Annotated in this window: 20 protein-coding genes and 1 pseudogene; 12 read left to right on the top strand and 9 right to left on the bottom strand. The window is 72.8% G+C overall.

The genetic code is table 11. The features are described from left to right. The first annotated feature begins 67 nt into the window (after positions 1-67). A complete protein-coding gene (locus tag DA06_RS03940; protein WP_418606894.1) occupies positions 68-442 on the top strand; it encodes a DUF1622 domain-containing protein in 375 nt (124 codons plus the stop codon). After that, complete coding sequence (locus DA06_RS03945; RefSeq protein WP_052436352.1) at positions 439-744, top strand: hypothetical protein; 306 nt, start codon at positions 439-441, stop codon at positions 742-744. Before DA06_RS03940 ends, DA06_RS03945 begins: the two co-directional genes overlap by 4 nt. 103 nt (positions 745-847) lie before the next feature. On the opposite strand, the gene DA06_RS03950 is transcribed toward DA06_RS03945, so the two are convergent. After that, positions 848-1,096 (bottom strand): hypothetical protein, encoded by a 249-nt coding sequence (locus tag DA06_RS03950; protein ID WP_052436354.1) that lies wholly within the window; start codon positions 1,094-1,096, stop codon positions 848-850. A 136-nt stretch (positions 1,097-1,232) separates the two neighbouring features. Here DA06_RS03950 and DA06_RS03955 point away from each other — a divergent pair, with 136 nt between their 5' ends. The 6 genes from DA06_RS03955 to DA06_RS03980 all read left to right on the top strand — a co-directional run bounded on the left by DA06_RS03955 (position 1,233) and on the right by DA06_RS03980 (position 3,469). After that, entirely contained in the window at positions 1,233-1,355 is a 123-nt protein-coding gene (locus DA06_RS03955) for a hypothetical protein (RefSeq protein WP_418606895.1), read from the top strand. A 207-nt stretch (positions 1,356-1,562) separates the two neighbouring features. After that, entirely contained in the window at positions 1,563-1,718 is a 156-nt protein-coding gene (locus tag DA06_RS03960) for a hypothetical protein (RefSeq protein WP_418606896.1), read from the top strand. A 65-nt stretch (positions 1,719-1,783) separates the two neighbouring features. Further along, entirely contained in the window at positions 1,784-2,281 is a 498-nt protein-coding gene (locus DA06_RS03965; protein WP_043497463.1) for a hypothetical protein, read from the top strand. Between the two features lie 14 nt (positions 2,282-2,295). Further along, positions 2,296-2,424, top strand: a complete 129-nt coding sequence (locus DA06_RS03970; RefSeq protein WP_418606897.1) for a hypothetical protein — start codon at positions 2,296-2,298, stop codon at positions 2,422-2,424. Then, positions 2,424-2,570, top strand: coding sequence for a hypothetical protein (locus DA06_RS03975; protein ID WP_418606898.1), 147 nt, complete (start codon positions 2,424-2,426; stop codon positions 2,568-2,570). The genes DA06_RS03970 and DA06_RS03975 overlap by 1 nt, the downstream gene beginning before the upstream one ends. A gap of 56 nt (positions 2,571-2,626) precedes the next feature. Beyond that, entirely contained in the window at positions 2,627-3,469 is an 843-nt protein-coding gene (locus tag DA06_RS03980) for a DUF4097 family beta strand repeat-containing protein (RefSeq protein ID WP_043497465.1), read from the top strand. 94 nt (positions 3,470-3,563) lie between these two features. Here the strand turns inward: DA06_RS03980 and DA06_RS03985 are convergent, their stop codons facing one another. Then, positions 3,564-4,064: a GNAT family N-acetyltransferase gene (locus DA06_RS03985; protein WP_418606900.1), complete on the bottom strand. Its 501-nt coding sequence runs from the start codon at positions 4,062-4,064 to the stop codon at positions 3,564-3,566. A 15-nt stretch (positions 4,065-4,079) separates the two neighbouring features. Further along, complete coding sequence (locus DA06_RS03990) at positions 4,080-4,550, bottom strand: nuclear transport factor 2 family protein (protein WP_418606902.1); 471 nt, start codon at positions 4,548-4,550, stop codon at positions 4,080-4,082. Between DA06_RS03990 and DA06_RS03995 the strand changes: the two genes are divergently transcribed. Beyond that, the gene (locus DA06_RS03995) at positions 4,525-5,016 is read left to right on the top strand and encodes an antibiotic biosynthesis monooxygenase family protein (protein ID WP_418606903.1); all 492 of its coding nucleotides are present in this window, start codon (positions 4,525-4,527) and stop codon (positions 5,014-5,016) included. The genes DA06_RS03990 and DA06_RS03995 overlap by 26 nt on opposite strands. 190 nt (positions 5,017-5,206) lie before the next feature. Here the strand turns inward: DA06_RS03995 and DA06_RS04000 are convergent, their stop codons facing one another. Further along, on the bottom strand, positions 5,207-5,842 hold the full coding sequence (locus DA06_RS04000; protein ID WP_043497470.1) for a hypothetical protein: 636 nt from the start codon (positions 5,840-5,842) through the stop codon (positions 5,207-5,209). A gap of 309 nt (positions 5,843-6,151) precedes the next feature. Here DA06_RS04000 and DA06_RS04005 point away from each other — a divergent pair, with 309 nt between their 5' ends. Next, complete coding sequence (locus DA06_RS04005; protein WP_418606905.1) at positions 6,152-6,745, top strand: 1-acyl-sn-glycerol-3-phosphate acyltransferase; 594 nt, start codon at positions 6,152-6,154, stop codon at positions 6,743-6,745. A 241-nt stretch (positions 6,746-6,986) separates the two neighbouring features. On the opposite strand, the gene DA06_RS04010 is transcribed toward DA06_RS04005, so the two are convergent. The 3 genes and pseudogenes from DA06_RS04010 to DA06_RS04020 all read right to left on the bottom strand — a co-directional run. Further along, a complete protein-coding gene (locus DA06_RS04010; RefSeq protein ID WP_043497473.1) occupies positions 6,987-7,190 on the bottom strand; it encodes a cold-shock protein in 204 nt (67 codons plus the stop codon). 207 nt (positions 7,191-7,397) lie between these two features. After that, positions 7,398-7,916 carry a TerC family protein gene (locus DA06_RS04015; protein WP_418606906.1) on the bottom strand — a complete coding sequence of 173 codons (519 nt, stop codon included), beginning with the start codon at positions 7,914-7,916 and terminating at the stop codon, positions 7,398-7,400. A gap of 85 nt (positions 7,917-8,001) precedes the next feature. Beyond that, positions 8,002-8,304 (bottom strand): annotated as a pseudogene (locus DA06_RS04020) (TerC family protein); the annotation flags it as partial. A gap of 370 nt (positions 8,305-8,674) precedes the next feature. Here DA06_RS04020 and DA06_RS04025 point away from each other — a divergent pair. Both DA06_RS04025 and DA06_RS04030 read left to right on the top strand, forming a co-directional pair. Further along, a complete protein-coding gene (locus DA06_RS04025) occupies positions 8,675-9,895 on the top strand; it encodes an FGGY family carbohydrate kinase (RefSeq protein ID WP_418606908.1) in 1,221 nt (406 codons plus the stop codon). Further along, complete coding sequence (locus tag DA06_RS04030) at positions 9,784-10,146, top strand: FGGY-family carbohydrate kinase (protein WP_418606910.1); 363 nt, start codon at positions 9,784-9,786, stop codon at positions 10,144-10,146. The genes DA06_RS04025 and DA06_RS04030 overlap by 112 nt, the downstream gene beginning before the upstream one ends. A 216-nt stretch (positions 10,147-10,362) precedes the next feature. On the opposite strand, the gene DA06_RS04035 is transcribed toward DA06_RS04030, so the two are convergent. Next, positions 10,363-10,773: a pyridoxamine 5'-phosphate oxidase family protein gene (locus DA06_RS04035; protein ID WP_052436353.1), complete on the bottom strand. Its 411-nt coding sequence runs from the start codon at positions 10,771-10,773 to the stop codon at positions 10,363-10,365. A gap of 106 nt (positions 10,774-10,879) precedes the next feature. Continuing rightward, positions 10,880-13,819, bottom strand: coding sequence for a vitamin B12-dependent ribonucleotide reductase (locus DA06_RS04040; RefSeq protein ID WP_043497477.1), 2,940 nt, complete (start codon positions 13,817-13,819; stop codon positions 10,880-10,882). Between the last annotated feature and the right edge of the window lie 60 nt (positions 13,820-13,879).

Genomic DNA, 13,879 nt, shown 5'->3' on the forward strand with positions numbered 1-13,879 from the left:
CGCTGCGGTTGCGGCGTCTCGCCAGCCGGAGAACCGTGGACGCCACCGTCCGCCCGGAGGAGGCATCGTGTCGGAAGAGCTGCTGCGGCAGGGCGTTGACTGGCTCGTCAGACTCGTCGAGGCCGCCGGTGCCGTCGTCATCGGTATCGGCGCTATGACGGCTTTCGTCCTCTTCCTCGTCGCCATCGTCCGACGTGACACGTCCGGGTTCGTGAGGGTCCGTCTCCTCCTGGGCCGCTTCCTGGCCCTGGGACTGGAGTTCCAGCTGGCCTCCGACGTCCTGACCACCGCCGTTGCGCCGACGTTCCAGGAGATCGGCAAGCTCGCCGCGATCGCCGCCATTCGCACCGCGCTGAACTACTTCCTCGCCCGCGAGATCAAGGAGGAACGCGAAGAGCTCGAGCGCGCCGGCACCAGGACCGAGCACCGGCCGCCGCCATGAGCCAGGTCGTCGCGGGCCTCGCTCTGGCCGTCACGGCTGCCGGTGTCATCTGTTCGGTCGGGGTGGCCGCCCGTGCGGGGCTACGTGCGGCCGTGCCCGTTCTGCTGGACTTCCTCCTGGCCGCGGGCCTGCTCCGTCTCACCTCGGGACTCGAGTGGGACCGCATTGCCGGCACCGCCCTCATCGTGGCGATACGGCATGTCATCACCGCCGGCCTCTCCGTCGGTACACCGCCGGCGAGGGCCTGGCTCGCCGCGATGACGCCGCGGGCGTGGAAGCACAGCACGCGCCCTTCGGGCTGACCGCGCACCGCCAGCTGCTGCGGCACACCCGCCGCGGCCAGGCGCCGAGCCACCCGGCCACCGAGCCGGCCGGTCGATCCCGTGACCGCGAGGGCCGGGGAGCTCACTCCGTCAGCCCCCGGAAGAACGAGTCGCTCGGGGTGTCCTCGTCCGTGCCGGCCCGCTCGTCCCTGGCGGCGCTGTCGGCGGGTCCGTCGTCGTCCCCGCCTGCCGCGCCGTCCTGGGTGGTGTCGGGCTCCTCGCCCTCGATCCCGAAACCGGGGGCCGTGGGCGGCGCACCGGGTCCGGGGTCGGCAGCCGGGATGCCGTCCTCGGCGTCGGGACGAAGGTTCGGCTCGAAAGGCTCTGACATGGACATGCCTCTTGCCTACCACTGTGCGGACGATCCCGCGCTGCGTGGTGACGCCGGCTCGATCCGCCCGCGGCGGCCGCACCCCTGCCGGTTAATTCCGTTGCGCGGCTCACGGCGGCCCTGCTGTGATGTGGCCATGACCACGACGAAGGACATGGCCACGCCGGTGATCGCCGACGGCCGGGCGCCTGTGGTCAGTGGGACCTCCCTGCCCCTCGTGCCTGCCCCGGCCGCCCGACGCGGCGTGCGGCAGAGCTGACGCGGCAGGCCGGGCCGTCCCACCGACGACGGCGCCCGGCCCGCGCATCGCCTGCCCGCACCGCCCGGTTCGCCGGTGCCTCACAGCCCGGCTCCCGGCGCACTCCACGGCCCGGCCCGCCCGGGCCCGCACCGCACGAACCGACGAACACCATGCTCCAGGCGCGCGTCCGCGCGCCCGAAGGAGCCGTCCCGCAAGGAGGCCACCATGGATCCGATCATCGACACCTTCACGGCCCGCTACCTGGGCGCGCCCGCGGACGAGTACCTGCAAGCCGCCGGACGGCCTGGCCGCACCGGTCTCGACAGGCACTCCGGGCGCCGGCCGAGCACCGGCCACCGCCCGGCTGCGTCGCATCGCTGAGGACCGGAACGCCGCTGACTCCTTGACCTCTTGACTTGACGTCATCGTGACGCCATTCTGATGTCATGGATCTCAGCCCGTACCTCGCGTCGCTCCAGCAGTCGTTGGCCACGGCCGCACGCGGCTCCGACGAGCGGGTGCAGGACGCGGCGGAGCGACTCGCCCAGAGCCTCGAGCCCGCCCTGCGCCTGACCCTCATGGAGCTGGCGTCCGACGTCGCCGCGGAGGTCACCGTCCAGCTGGACGGCGACGTCGTCGAGCTACGGCTGCGCGGCGGCAACCCCGAGGTCGTCGTCCAGCAGCGTCCCCGCCCGGCAGAGGAGGTGCCCGCACCGCCCGCGCCCCCGGCACCGCCCGCGCCGGAGGACGACGGCGGCACCGCCCGCATCTCGCTCCGCCTCCCGGAGACCCTCAAGGGCCTGGTCGACCAGGCCGCCGTCCGCGAGGGCGTCTCCGTCAACACCTGGCTCGTCCGGGCCGCCCAGCAGGCGCTGGCCGGCCCGGCCGCACCTTCCGAGAACAGCAGCAGGACCGGCCGCCGGATGAGCGGCTGGGTCCGGTAGAAAGGCCACCCGCCATGGATCCCAGCGTCCTCGACGCGTTCGCCGCGCGCTCCCTGCGCGTGCCGATGGAGGAACTCCTGACCGAGCGCCGTTCGCACCGTCTGCGGCGCGCCCGCCGAAACCCCGAGAGGAGGGAGCACTGATGGACCAGTGGCTCGACGTGCACGAGGCGCGCGCCCGCGACCTCGTCCGCGAGGCCGAGGCCGTGCACCGCCGTCGCACCCTGGCGCCGCGGCGCACCACGACCTTCGCTCCCGCGCGCCGGCGCCTCGCCGACGGCGCGTTCTAGTCCCGTGCCCCGCCGCGCGCGCGGCGGGGCGGCCAACCCTTCTCCGAGGAGACCCGATGCCGCAGCACGACTTCCCCGTCCCGGGACCGGTCCGCGTCCAGGCCGCCACCCGGGCGAGCGACCTCACCGTCGTGGCGGACGACGTCGCGCGGGCCACCGTCAGGCTGGACCCGACCAGGCCCGACGGCGACGGCCAGGCACTGGCCGAGTCCACCCTCGTGGAGCTCACCGGGGACACGCTGCGCGTCGAGGTGCCGCAGTGGCGCACACGGCTGTTCGGGCCGAGCGCGCGCCTGCGGATCACGGTGACGGTGCCCACCGGGTCCTCCGTCGACGCCACCTCGGGCTCCGGCGACGTGACGACCGTCGGCCGCCTCTCCGCGGTCGTCGTCCGGGTCGGGTCCGGCGACGTCGCCCTCGGCGACACGGACGACGTCGACATCACCACCGGGTCCGGTGACGTCACCGTGGCATCACTCGGTACCGGGCAGGTGCTCACCGGCTCGGGCGACGCGTCGGTCGGGACGGTCCGCCGGTTCCTCCGCGCCCGGTCCGGGTCGGGGGACCTCGTCGTCGGGTCCGTCACGGAGCTCGAGGGGGCCACCGGCTCGGGCGACCTCCTCGTCAAGGAGCTCACCGGTCGCGCCGTCGTACGCACCGCCTCCGGAGACCTGACCGTCAGACGCGCCGTTCGCGGCCAGCTCGAGGCGAAGACCGCGTCGGGCGACGTGCACGTGCGGGTGGCCGAGGGCACGGCGGTCCTGCTGGACTGCTCGACCGTCTCCGGGGGTCTGCGCTCGAGCCTCGAGCCGGGCGCCGAGCCCGGCCCGGACGAGCCGGCGCTCGTGCTGCGCGCGCGCACCGTCAGCGGCGACGTGACGGTTCAGCGCACCACCTGAGGGCCCCCGGGTCGGGCGTCGGCACGAGGCCGGGCGTCGAGCCCACGCGGACGCCAACGGTTCAGGGCACCGCCCTCGCGAGGCCGCCCGTGGATCAGCGCAACGGCAGGGCGTAGCGCTCCTCGCCGCGCGCAGGGTCCGAGGGCAACGCCTGCCGCTCCCCGGTGGACCGGAACCCGAGGCGCTCGTAGACGCGCCGGGCCTGGTCGTTGCCGTCGGCCACGAACAGCGTCAGCGTCCGGGCCCCTTCCGCCGCCGCCGCCTCGCGCACCGCCGCGACGAGGAGCTCAGCCGCACCGCAGCCGCGCGCGTACGGGTCCACCCACATGGAGACCAGCTGCCGCTCGCCCTCGCGCCCCGGCTCGGGGTAGTAGCCCACGAGGCCGACGACCTGGCCCGCCCGCCGGGCCAGGAACGTGCGCCCGGCCGCGGCCCTCTCCCGCCAGGTGCTCTCGTCGAACGCGAGCTCACGCTCAAGGGTCGAGCCGAAGGCGTGCGGCGCCTCCGTGAGGGCCCGCAGCCGGACGTCGCGGAGCGTGCGCCACTCCTGCAGCGTCACCCGCCCGACGGTGATCTCCTGGTCGGTCAGTTCCACCGGTCTTCCCCGTTCTCACTCCTGCGACCTTCGCCCCGCCGCCCCGAGCGGCGTCTGCTGGTGGAGCACGAGCACGGCCCGGCCGTCCTCCTCCACGTACGTGCTCGCCATGGTGGCGCGGTAGACCTCCTGGCCACGACGGCCCTCGAAGGTGTACACGACCGAAGCGGCGTCCTCGCCCACCGGCAGCAGCTGCGCGTCGGTCAGGGCCACGCCGTCCCAGCCGGGGCTGACGTCCATCGCCCTGGCGCATCCCTCCGCGTCGAGGACCATGCCGGGCAGCACGAAGAGCGCGTCCGCACGCATCGTCCGGCGGTAGGTCTCGCCGTCGCCGGTGGCGAGCTCTCGCTCGCTGGCCAGAAGAGTCGCGAGGCTCAGCATGCACCGACGGTAGCGGCGCGGCGCCGGACGCGCCGCCGCACGCCCGGCGGCGGTGACCCGGCGCGGGCAGGATGGAGCCATGAGCATCGTCAAGATCAACGCCATCACCGTTCCCGCCGACAGCGGGGACGAGCTCGCCCGCCGCTTCGCCGCCCGCGCCGGCGCGATGGAGGGCGTCGACGGGTTCCTCGGTTTCGAGCTGCTCAGGCCGACGGACGAGCGCACCACCTGGCTCGTGGTCACGCACTGGCGAGACGAGTTCTCCTACGAGGCGTGGCGCGGATCCGACGCGTTCGCCGTCGGCCACGGCCACGGCGGCGACGCGGGCGCGCACGGCGGCCACCGCGGCGGAGAGGCCGAGGGCCACCACGGCGATGACGGGGGGGCGCGCACGGCGGCCGTCGCGGCAGCGCGGGCGAGGGGCATGCGGGGAACGGCGGTGAGGGTGGTGCACCCGGCACCCACGGCCACGGGGGCCGCCGGCCGGTCGGCACGTCGTCGGAGCTGTGGAGCTTCGAGATCGCGGGCGGCAGCGGGGTCGACTGACCGCGGCGGCAGCGGGGTCGACTGACCGCGGCGGCCTCGCTCCGCGCTCGGACGATCGTGGGCGTCACGGCGACCGACCCCGCGACCGGCGCCGCCGTGTTCGCGGGGATCCTCCTCCCGAGCCTCGCGGCCTGGCTCGTTCCGGTCCTCCGTACCCGACTCCGCGCCAGAAGCTGGGGTCGCGACGGTAACCGTTCCAGTCTTCCGCCGACCGGTCAGGGGGTCCCGAGCTCGTTCCGGCCGAACTCCTGGAGGAACCGGGGCCCGTGCTCGGCGAGCTCGCGCTGGAACGTGTCCGCCCAGGTGCTGTACGGGTCCTGGGCGAGGCTGTCGTTGGTGAAGCGGGGGTCGCCGGTCAGCTCGGTGACGCAGAACGCGGGGATCACCAGGTCCGTGACCGGCCCGCCGCGCTCGCACTCCGCGACGATGAGCGGAGCGTTGCGCCCGAGGAAGGAGTCGAGCACCCACCCGTCGGTGCCGAGCCACACCGAGTGGCGGTACTTGATGACCTTGGCGCCCCCGAGGCGCACCATGCCCAGCCCCACGGAGACGTCGAGCTCCCGCTCCGCCTCGTAACGGGTCCCGCCGACGTAGGGCCCCTTGGCGGTGAGCGCGCAGAAGTTGAACGTGCCCGCCAGCTCGTCCAGGAGCGCCGCCTCGTCGACGACGGCGTGCACCGGCACCCGGGGCGCCGGCGCCTGCAGCCGGATGCGCAGGGCGTACCCCTCGGCGGCGAGGTAGTAGCTCTGGACGATGAGGACGGGATCGGGCTCCCGCAGGACGGAGTCCGGCAGCGCGCGGACGAGGAACTTGCGCTCGAACTCGAAGTCGCCGTAGCCGGTGTCACTCATGACCAGAACCTATCGCCGCCGGCCCGCGGGGAGGCGGCCACCCGCCGGGGCCTGATGGCCGCGAGGCGTCAACTCCCCACGGAGCGGTCGACCCGGCGCAGGTCGCCGTCGCGGTGACAGAAGGTCCCGTCCGGCTTTCTGCTCCGAGATGTCCTTCTCCGGCCGGCAGGCGGGCCGGGCGGCGGCCTGCTGACGCGCTGAGAGCGGGTGGCAGCGGGCGGGCGGACGGACGTGGGACGGCGACGGCTTGCGGACGAGTTCCGCCCGCCGTTGCGCGCAGGCGCACCTACGCTGCCGTAGCCTTCGCTCGTGATCATCCGCCGCGCCGCCGCGGGCGCCTACTGGGCCCTGAGCCGCTGGAACTTCCGCTCCGAGCCGCTCGTGAAGGGCGGAGCCGGCATCCTCGTGGGCGCGCCGCACACCTCGAACTGGGACTTCGCGCTCATGCTGGCGATCAGCTGGCGGGCGGGCGCGCCGGTGAGGTACCTCGGCAAGCACACGTTGTTCAGGAAGCCGTTCGGACCGTTGATGCGGGCGCTGGGCGGCATCCCGGTGGACCGCGCCAACCCTGCAGGGCTCGTCGACGAGCTCGTCTCCCGGGTGAAGGCGGGCGAACGGTTCTACCTCGTGGTCACCCCGGAGGGGACGCGCAGCGCGTCGCCGTACTGGAAGTCGGGCTTCTACCGCATCGCACGGGCCACCGGGCTGCCCGTCACGCTGGGATACGTCGACCGCACCACGATGACGGCCGGCCTCGGACCCACTCTGGCGCTCACGGGCGACGTGACGGCGGACATGGACCGGATCCGAGCGTTCTACCGGGACAAGACCGGTGTCACGGGTCGGACCACCACTCCGCGCCTGCACGAGGAGTCGTCGGACGGTCCGGCAGACGGCCGCTGAACCCACGCCGCAACCCCGCCGTGCCCGGGCGGCAGGGAGTCCGGGCGCCCCGCACGGATGCTCCGGCACTGGACCCACGCACCAAGGCCCGGCACGCACCAAGGCACCGGCACGCACCAAGGCCCCGGCACGCACCACGCACGAAGGCCCCGGCACCGTGAAGGTGCCGGGGCCTTACGTCAGGACGCCCGGAGGCACCCCGAAGAGCTGGCCGGGCGGACCCGGCCGTCTCGACCTGAGATCAGAGCGGGCGGATGTTCTCCGCCTGCGGGCCCTTGGGGCCCTGGGTCACGTCGAACTCGACCTTCTGGTTCTCCTCCAGCGAGCGGTAGCCCGAGGACTGGATCGCCGAGTAGTGGGCGAAGACGTCGGCCGAGCCGTCGTCCGGCGCAATGAAGCCGTAGCCCTTCTCAGCGTTGAACCACTTAACGGTTCCGGTAGCCATGGTTGCTCCTTCCGAGCAGTGAGACGGCCCCCCGGTTGGGGGCCGTGTGTCACGGTGTTCGTCGTCTGCTCCATGAAGGACAAGCAACCCGACAGGCGGCCGGGGCCTAACAAACTTGATGCACTGCAACTTGGGCACGAGCCTACGGCATATCGGCTGGTCGAAGGCAAGTGTTTCCCGGCACATCGGAATGTCTGGGGCGGGACCTCAGTGCTGAGGACCGTGGTGGCCGCCGGGCTGGGCGACGTGCGCCGAGCCTTCGCGATCACCGCCGCGGCGTGTTGCCACGAGGCTGGTGGCGGTGACCACGGCCAGGATCACCAGGATCACCACCAGCGACAGGATCGTGGGAATCTCCGGGACGCCCGCCCACTCGCCGTGCGCCCAGTGCAGGACCAGCTTGACGCCGATGAAGCCGAGGATGGCCGCCAGCCCGTAGCCGAGGTGCACGAGCTTGCTCAGGGCCCCCTGGAGCACGAAGTACAGCGCGCGGAGGCCGAGCAGCGCGAACGCGTTGGTCGCGAAGACGAGGTAGGGATCGCCGGTGATGCCGTACACGGCGGGCACCGAGTCGACGGCGAACACGACGTCCGTGGCGAAGACCGCCGCGACGACGACGGCGAGGGGCGTGAGCATGCGGCGCCCGCCCTCGACGACACTCATCCGGGGCCCCCGGTAGTCCTCGGTCACCGGCATGAACCGCCGCAGCACGCGAACCGAACGCATCGACGACACGTCGACGTCGTGCCCGCTCCCCCGTGAGCTGGTCACGAAGGATCTTGGCGGCGGTCACCAGGAGGATCGCCCCGAAGAGCAGGAAGGCCCAGCTGAAGTTGGCCAGGACCGCCGCCCCCAGCGCGATGAAGATCCCGCGCAGCACCAGCGCGCCCACGATTCCGAACAGCAGCACGCGCTGCTGCAGGACGGCCGGGACCGCGAACGCGGAGAGAAGCAGCATGAACACGAACAGGTTGTCGACCGAGAGGGACTTCTCCACGAGGTACCCGGTCAGGTACTCCACACCCGTGGTGGATCCGTAGCGGGCCCAGATCCACCCACCGAAGGCCAGCGGCAGTGCGATGTAGAAGACGCTCCAGCCCACGGCCTCCTTCATGGAGACCTCGTGGGGCCTGCGCGTCACGAGGAAGTCGAGGACGAGCAGGGCGAGGACGAAGCCGATGGTCACCGCCCACAGCGTGGGCGTTCCGATCGTCGTCAGCGCGGGGTCAGCGGGCGCAGTGCTCTCGAGGGGCAGCAAATTGGCCTCCGGGGGCTCTCTGGGTCCAGCGAGGAATTGCGGAGCAGTATCGGACAATATCCCGGAACTCGGCCGCGGGCGCGCTCGCGCCGTATGCCGGCGACTGCACCACCGCGGGGACAGCACCACCGCCGCGGACGCCGCGCCGGGGGCGGCGGGTCGCCCCCGGCTGCGCCGGCGCGGCGCGCCAGTAGCATCGGACCACCCGCGCAGAGAAAGGGGTGCGATGTCCGACTTCCGCGTTCCCCTCGCCGACGCCCTCGACCCGCTCGTCCTCGCCCTCGACGTCGGCTCCACCGCCAGCCGTGGCGGCCTCTACGACGCCGCCGGCCGGCCCGTGCTGCACGAGCGCCACAAGGTCCCGCACCAGTTCACCACCGGCACGGACGGCACCTCCACGATCGACGCCGACCAGGTCCTCGCCGAGGTGGAGGAGATCGTCACCGCGCTGGCCCGGCCGGAGCTCGGGGGACGGATCGCCGGGGTCTCGCTCGACACCTTCGCCTCCTCGCTCGTCGGCGTGCGGGCGGACGGGCGCGCCGCCACTCCCTGCGTCACCTACGCCGACTCCCGCTGCGCCGCCCAGGTGACGGCCCTGCGCGCCGAGCTGGACGAGCAGGAGGTCCGGTGGCGGACCGGGACGCGTCTGCACTCGAGCTACCTGCCCGCGCGGTTCCGCTGGCTGCGTGAGACGGCACCGTCGACGTTCGCGTCCGTCGAGCGATGGATGTCCCTCGGCGAGTACGTGTACCTGCGGATGCTGGGCACGACCGCCGCCGGCACGTCGACCGCTGCGTGGACCGGGCTTCTCGACCGGCACACCGGCAAGTGGGACCCCCGCATGCTGGAGGTCAGCGGCGTCGCCGTCGAGCAGCTGTCCGAGATCCGCGACCCCGACCGGCCGCTCGAGGCCGACTCGCGGTGGCCCGCCCTCCAGGGCGCCCGCTGGTTCCCGGTCATCACGGACGGCCTCGCCTCGAACCTCGGCACGGGCGCCGACAACCCGTCGACCATCGCCGCGGCCGCAGCCACCAGCGGCGCCATACGCGTCCTCGTCTCCGATCTTCCCGACGAGCTGCCCCCGGGCCTGTGGTGCTACCGGGTGGACGCGACCCGCTCGCTGCTCGGCGGTGCGCTGAACGACGTCGGACGGGCCGCCTCGTGGCTGGAGGCGAACGTCCGTCTCGGCGACGCCGACGTCCACGCCGCCCTGGCCGCCGAGCCGGACCCCGCCACCCCGACCGTCCTGCCCTACTTCTCGGGCGAGCGGGCCACCGGCTGGGCGGCGACGCGCGGGCCCTGCTCGCCGACGTCTCCGCCGCCACCACCGGCTCCATGCTGTACCGCGGCACGATGGAGGGCGTCGCGCTGTCGTACGCGCGTGTGGCCGCCCAGCTGCAGCAGGTCGCCGGCCAGACCCGGCGGATCCTGGCGAGCGGCCGCGTGACGCAGGACCTGCCGGCCTGGCTGCAGGTGCTCGCCGACTCCCTCGGCGCTCCCGTCGTCCCGGTGACGATCAAGCGGTCGACGCTGCACGGCACCGCCCTGCTCGCGCTCGACACGCTCGCGCCCGGCGTCGAGCGCCGGCCCGTCGACGTCGGCCCCACGTACGAGCCGGTCCCCGCCCGCGCGCAGTACTACGCGGACCGGGCGGCCCGGTACGAGGAGCTCTACCGGTCGGTCATCGCAGGGAGCTGACGGCCCGCCAACCGTCCGCAGGGCCCGCGGTCCCGTTCCGTTCGGACGCGTCGAAGTCTGACGTCCGCCACCCAAGGTCTGCCGATCGGCTCCCGCCCGACGTTCCGGTGTCAGACCTCCCGGCTCTCGTCAGACCTCGTCGGTCAGCCCGCGGGCGAGGGCCACCTCAGACCTCGGCGGCCGCCCCCGGGCGAGGGCGCCCTCAGACGTCGGTGGTCACTCCGGTACGGGAGCGTCGGGAACGCGCCGGCCGGAGACCTGGTCGAGCTCGATCGCGATGCGGATGCCCGTCCCGGTCAGTGCCCAGGAGTTGCCCGGGGGCAGGTCCGGGTTGACCAGGTCGTCACCCACCAGGTGCGAGCGGCCGCGGACGACGACGGACCAGCCGGAGCGGGACGGCACGTCGAACTCCCCGAGGCCGAAGGACATGACGCGGTCGTGGGCGGCGGCCGCGAGCTTGGTGCCGTAGGACGTCACGACGACCATCTCGTCGCGGTGCAGCACGTAGTTGACCGGGACGAGGGAGGCTCCGTCGTCGTCCGGGAAGGCGACCCAGCCGACGACGCCGGCGCGAAGCAGGCTCAGGCACTCGTCCCGGGAGAGCTGCTCGAACTGGTACGCGTTCACGTGGCACCTCCTGCCGCCCACGTCCGAGTGTGGCACCCCCGGCGTCCGGGAACAGGGGCCGATCGGCCCGGGTCGCTGCGACCGCAGCGGCCCGGGCCCACCCTGCTCAGCTGCAGCCGCTGGTCGACCCGCAGCCCTCGCACACGTAGCACGAGCCCGACGGACGCATCTTGATGCCGCAGGACATGCACAGCGGGGCGTCCGCGCGCTGGCCCTGCTGCAGCTCGAGCAGCTCGGCCGAGGAGTGCGGCCGTGCCGGCGCCGACGGGGCCGGCCCGAGGGGCAGGGCCGCCGTGGACGCCTGCGCGGACGCGCCGCCCGCGGAGCTGTCGGCCGGGGAGGCGGCGTCGTCGTCCACGGGCTCGTTGAGGTCCGCCAGGTCCGGCTCGGCGGGCGTGTAGGAGCCGGTCTCGGCGTACCGCGCCCGCTCGGCCGTGGTGAAGATGCCCATCTCCGAGCGCGTCTCGAACGCCAGGTGGTCCAGCGCCAGGCGCCGGAAGACGTAGTCCATGATCGACTGCGCCATCCGGATCTCCGGGTCGTCCGTCATGCCGGCCGGCTCGAAGCGGAGGTTGGTGAACTTCTGGACGAAGATCTCCAGCGGCACCCCGTGCTGGAGGCCGATCGAGATCGCGATCGAGAACGCGTCCATGACCCCGGCGAGGGTGGAGCCCTGCTTGCCCAGGCGCAGGAAGATCTCCCCGAGGCCGTCGTCGGGGTAGGACCCGGCCGTGAGGTAGCCCTCCGCGCCACCTACCGTGAAGGACGTGGTGACGGACGGCCGCTGCTTCGGCAGCCGCTTGCGCGCCGCGCGCGGCGGCCCGTCGCTGGCGTGCCGGACCGGGGCTGCGGGCTGGGCCGGGGCTGCCGTGCCCGACGCCGCCTGCGCCGACGACGCGGATGCGGCTCCGGCGTCGGCCGCGCTCGGGGCGGACTTCCCGGTCGACAGCGGCTGTCCGACCTTGCAGTTGTCGCGGTAGACGGCGAGCGCCTTCAGGCCGAGCTTCCACCCCTCGAGGTAGACCTGCTCGATGTCCTCCACGGTCGCGGACTCGGGCAGGTTCACCGTCTTCGAGATCGCGCCCGAGAGGAAGGGCTGGACGGCCGCCATCATGTTCACGTGCCCCATGGGGGCGATCGAGCGGAGCCCCATGGCGGTGTCGAAGACCTCGTAGTGCTCGGGCCGCAGACCGGGGGCGTCGACGACGTGCCCGTGCTCGGCGATGTGCTCGACGATCGCCTCGATCGTCTCCTCGGCGTAGCCCAAGCGGCGCAGCGCCCGCGGGACGGTGTTGTTGACGATCTGCATCGACCCGCCGCCCACGAGTTTCTTGAACTTCACGAGCGAGAAGTCGGGCTCGATGCCGGTGGTGTCGCAGTCCATCATGAAGCCGATGGTCCCGGTGGGGGCCAGCAGCGACGCCTGGGCGTTGCGCCACCCGTGCTCGGCGCCGAGCGCGTTGCCCGCCTGCCACTCCCTCGTCGCGGCGGCGTGGACGGCGGCGTCCATGGCGTTGACCGTGCGCAGGTCGTCGTTGGCGGCGGCGTGCTTGCGCATGACCCGCTGGTGCGCGCTGGCGTTGCGGGCGTACCCGTCGTAGGCGCCGAGCGCCCCCGCCAGCTCGGCGGAGCGGCGGTACGCCGTGGCCGTCATGAGCGACGTGACGGCCGCGGCGAGGGCGCGTCCGCCGTCGGAGTCGTAGCCGTGGCCCGTGGCCATGAGGAGAGCGCCGAGGTTGGCGTAGCCGATGCCCAGCTGACGGTAGGCCCGGGTGGTCTCGGTGATCGCCTCGGTCGGGAAGTCGGCGAAGCAGATGGAGATGTCCATCGCCGTGATGACGAGCTCGACGGCGGCGACGAACCGCTCGACGTCGAAGGTGTCGTCGTCGCGGAGGAACTTCATGAGGTTCAGCGACGCGAGGTTGCACGAGGAGTTGTCCAGGTGGAGGTACTCGCTGCACGGGTTGGAGGCGGTGATGCGCCCGGACTCCGGGGATGTGTGCCAGTCGTTGATGGTGTCGTCGTACTGCAGGCCGGGGTCGGCGCACTCCCAGGCGGCCCGGGAGATCTTCCGGAAGAGGGCCCTGGCGTCGACCGTCTCGACGACGTGCCCGTCCTGGCGGGCCGTGAGGTCGAACGAGCCGCCGGACTCGACGGCCCGCATGAACCTGTCGCTCACGCGCACCGAGTTGTTGGCGTTCTGGTACTGGACCGAGGTGATGTCCCTGCCGCCCAGGTCCATGTCGAACCCGGCCGCGCGGAGGGCCCGGATCTTGTCCTCCTCCCGTGCCTTCGTCTCGACGAACTCCTCGATGTCGGGGTGGTCGACGTCGAGGACGACCATTTTGGCGGCACGCCGTGTCGCCCCGCCGGACTTGATGGTCCCGGCGGACGCGTCGGCGCCGCGCATGAACGACACGGGCCCGGAGGCGTTGCCGCCGGAGGAGAGCAGCTCCTTGGAGGAGCGGATGCGGGAGAGGTTCAGGCCTGCGCCGGACCCGCCCTTGAAGATGAGGCCCTCCTCGCGGTACCAGTTCAGGATCGAGTCCATCGTGTCGTCGACCGAGAGGATGAAGCAGGCGGAGACCTGCTGCGGCGACTCGGTTCCGACGTTGAACCACACCGGCGAGTTGAACGCGAAGACCTGGTGGAGCAGGAGCCAGGTGAGCTCGTCGGAGAAGACCCCGGCATCGGCGTCGGTGGCGAAGTACCCGTTCGCCGTCCCGGACGCGGTGTAGGTGCGCACGACGCGGTCGATGACCTGCTTGAGGCTCCGCTCCCGGGCCTCGGTGCCGAGCGCGCCCCGGAAGTACTTGGTGGTGACGATGGTGGCCGCGTTGACCGACCAGGCGGAGGGGAACTCCACGCCCCTCTGCTCGAAGACGGTCTCCCCGGTGCGCCAGTTCGTCTGCACGACGTCGCGGCGCTCCCACTCCACCTCGTCGTAGGGATGGACGCCGTCGGTGGAGAACACGCGAGGGATCGACAGTCCGCGCCGCTTGCTGCGGGCGGGTCCACCCTTCCTGCCGGCCGGGGTGACGGTCATGGTTGCTCCTTCGGACACTGCGGGCGCTGTCCGGGTGCGAGGCGATGTGCCCACACCCAT

It is taken from the genome of Georgenia sp. SUBG003 (assembly GCF_000715355.2).
Taxonomy (GTDB): Bacteria; Actinomycetota; Actinomycetes; order Actinomycetales; family Actinomycetaceae; genus Georgenia.

Coding starts and splice junctions, on each gene's coding strand:
- DA06_RS03945 (WP_052436352.1), top strand. CDS start 439: ATGAGCCAGGTCGTCGCGGGCCTCGCTCTGGCCGTCACGGCTGCCGGT.
- DA06_RS03950 (WP_052436354.1), bottom strand. CDS start 1,096: ATGTCAGAGCCTTTCGAGCCGAACCTTCGTCCCGACGCCGAGGACGGC.
- DA06_RS03955 (WP_418606895.1), top strand. CDS start 1,233: ATGACCACGACGAAGGACATGGCCACGCCGGTGATCGCCGACGGCCGG.
- DA06_RS03960 (WP_418606896.1), top strand. CDS start 1,563: ATGGATCCGATCATCGACACCTTCACGGCCCGCTACCTGGGCGCGCCC.
- DA06_RS03965 (WP_043497463.1), top strand. CDS start 1,784: ATGGATCTCAGCCCGTACCTCGCGTCGCTCCAGCAGTCGTTGGCCACG.
- DA06_RS03970 (WP_418606897.1), top strand. CDS start 2,296: ATGGATCCCAGCGTCCTCGACGCGTTCGCCGCGCGCTCCCTGCGCGTG.
- DA06_RS03975 (WP_418606898.1), top strand. CDS start 2,424: ATGGACCAGTGGCTCGACGTGCACGAGGCGCGCGCCCGCGACCTCGTC.
- DA06_RS03980 (WP_043497465.1), top strand. CDS start 2,627: ATGCCGCAGCACGACTTCCCCGTCCCGGGACCGGTCCGCGTCCAGGCC.
- DA06_RS03995 (WP_418606903.1), top strand. CDS start 4,525: ATGAGCATCGTCAAGATCAACGCCATCACCGTTCCCGCCGACAGCGGG.
- DA06_RS03990 (WP_418606902.1), bottom strand. CDS start 4,550: ATGGCGTTGATCTTGACGATGCTCATGGCTCCATCCTGCCCGCGCCGG.
- DA06_RS04000 (WP_043497470.1), bottom strand. CDS start 5,842: ATGAGTGACACCGGCTACGGCGACTTCGAGTTCGAGCGCAAGTTCCTC.
- DA06_RS04010 (WP_043497473.1), bottom strand. CDS start 7,190: ATGGCTACCGGAACCGTTAAGTGGTTCAACGCTGAGAAGGGCTACGGC.
- DA06_RS04015 (WP_418606906.1), bottom strand. CDS start 7,916: ATGCGTTCGGTTCGCGTGCTGCGGCGGTTCATGCCGGTGACCGAGGAC.
- DA06_RS04025 (WP_418606908.1), top strand. CDS start 8,675: ATGTCCGACTTCCGCGTTCCCCTCGCCGACGCCCTCGACCCGCTCGTC.
- DA06_RS04030 (WP_418606910.1), top strand. CDS start 9,784: ATGCTGTACCGCGGCACGATGGAGGGCGTCGCGCTGTCGTACGCGCGT.
- DA06_RS04040 (WP_043497477.1), bottom strand. CDS start 13,819: ATGACCGTCACCCCGGCCGGCAGGAAGGGTGGACCCGCCCGCAGCAAG.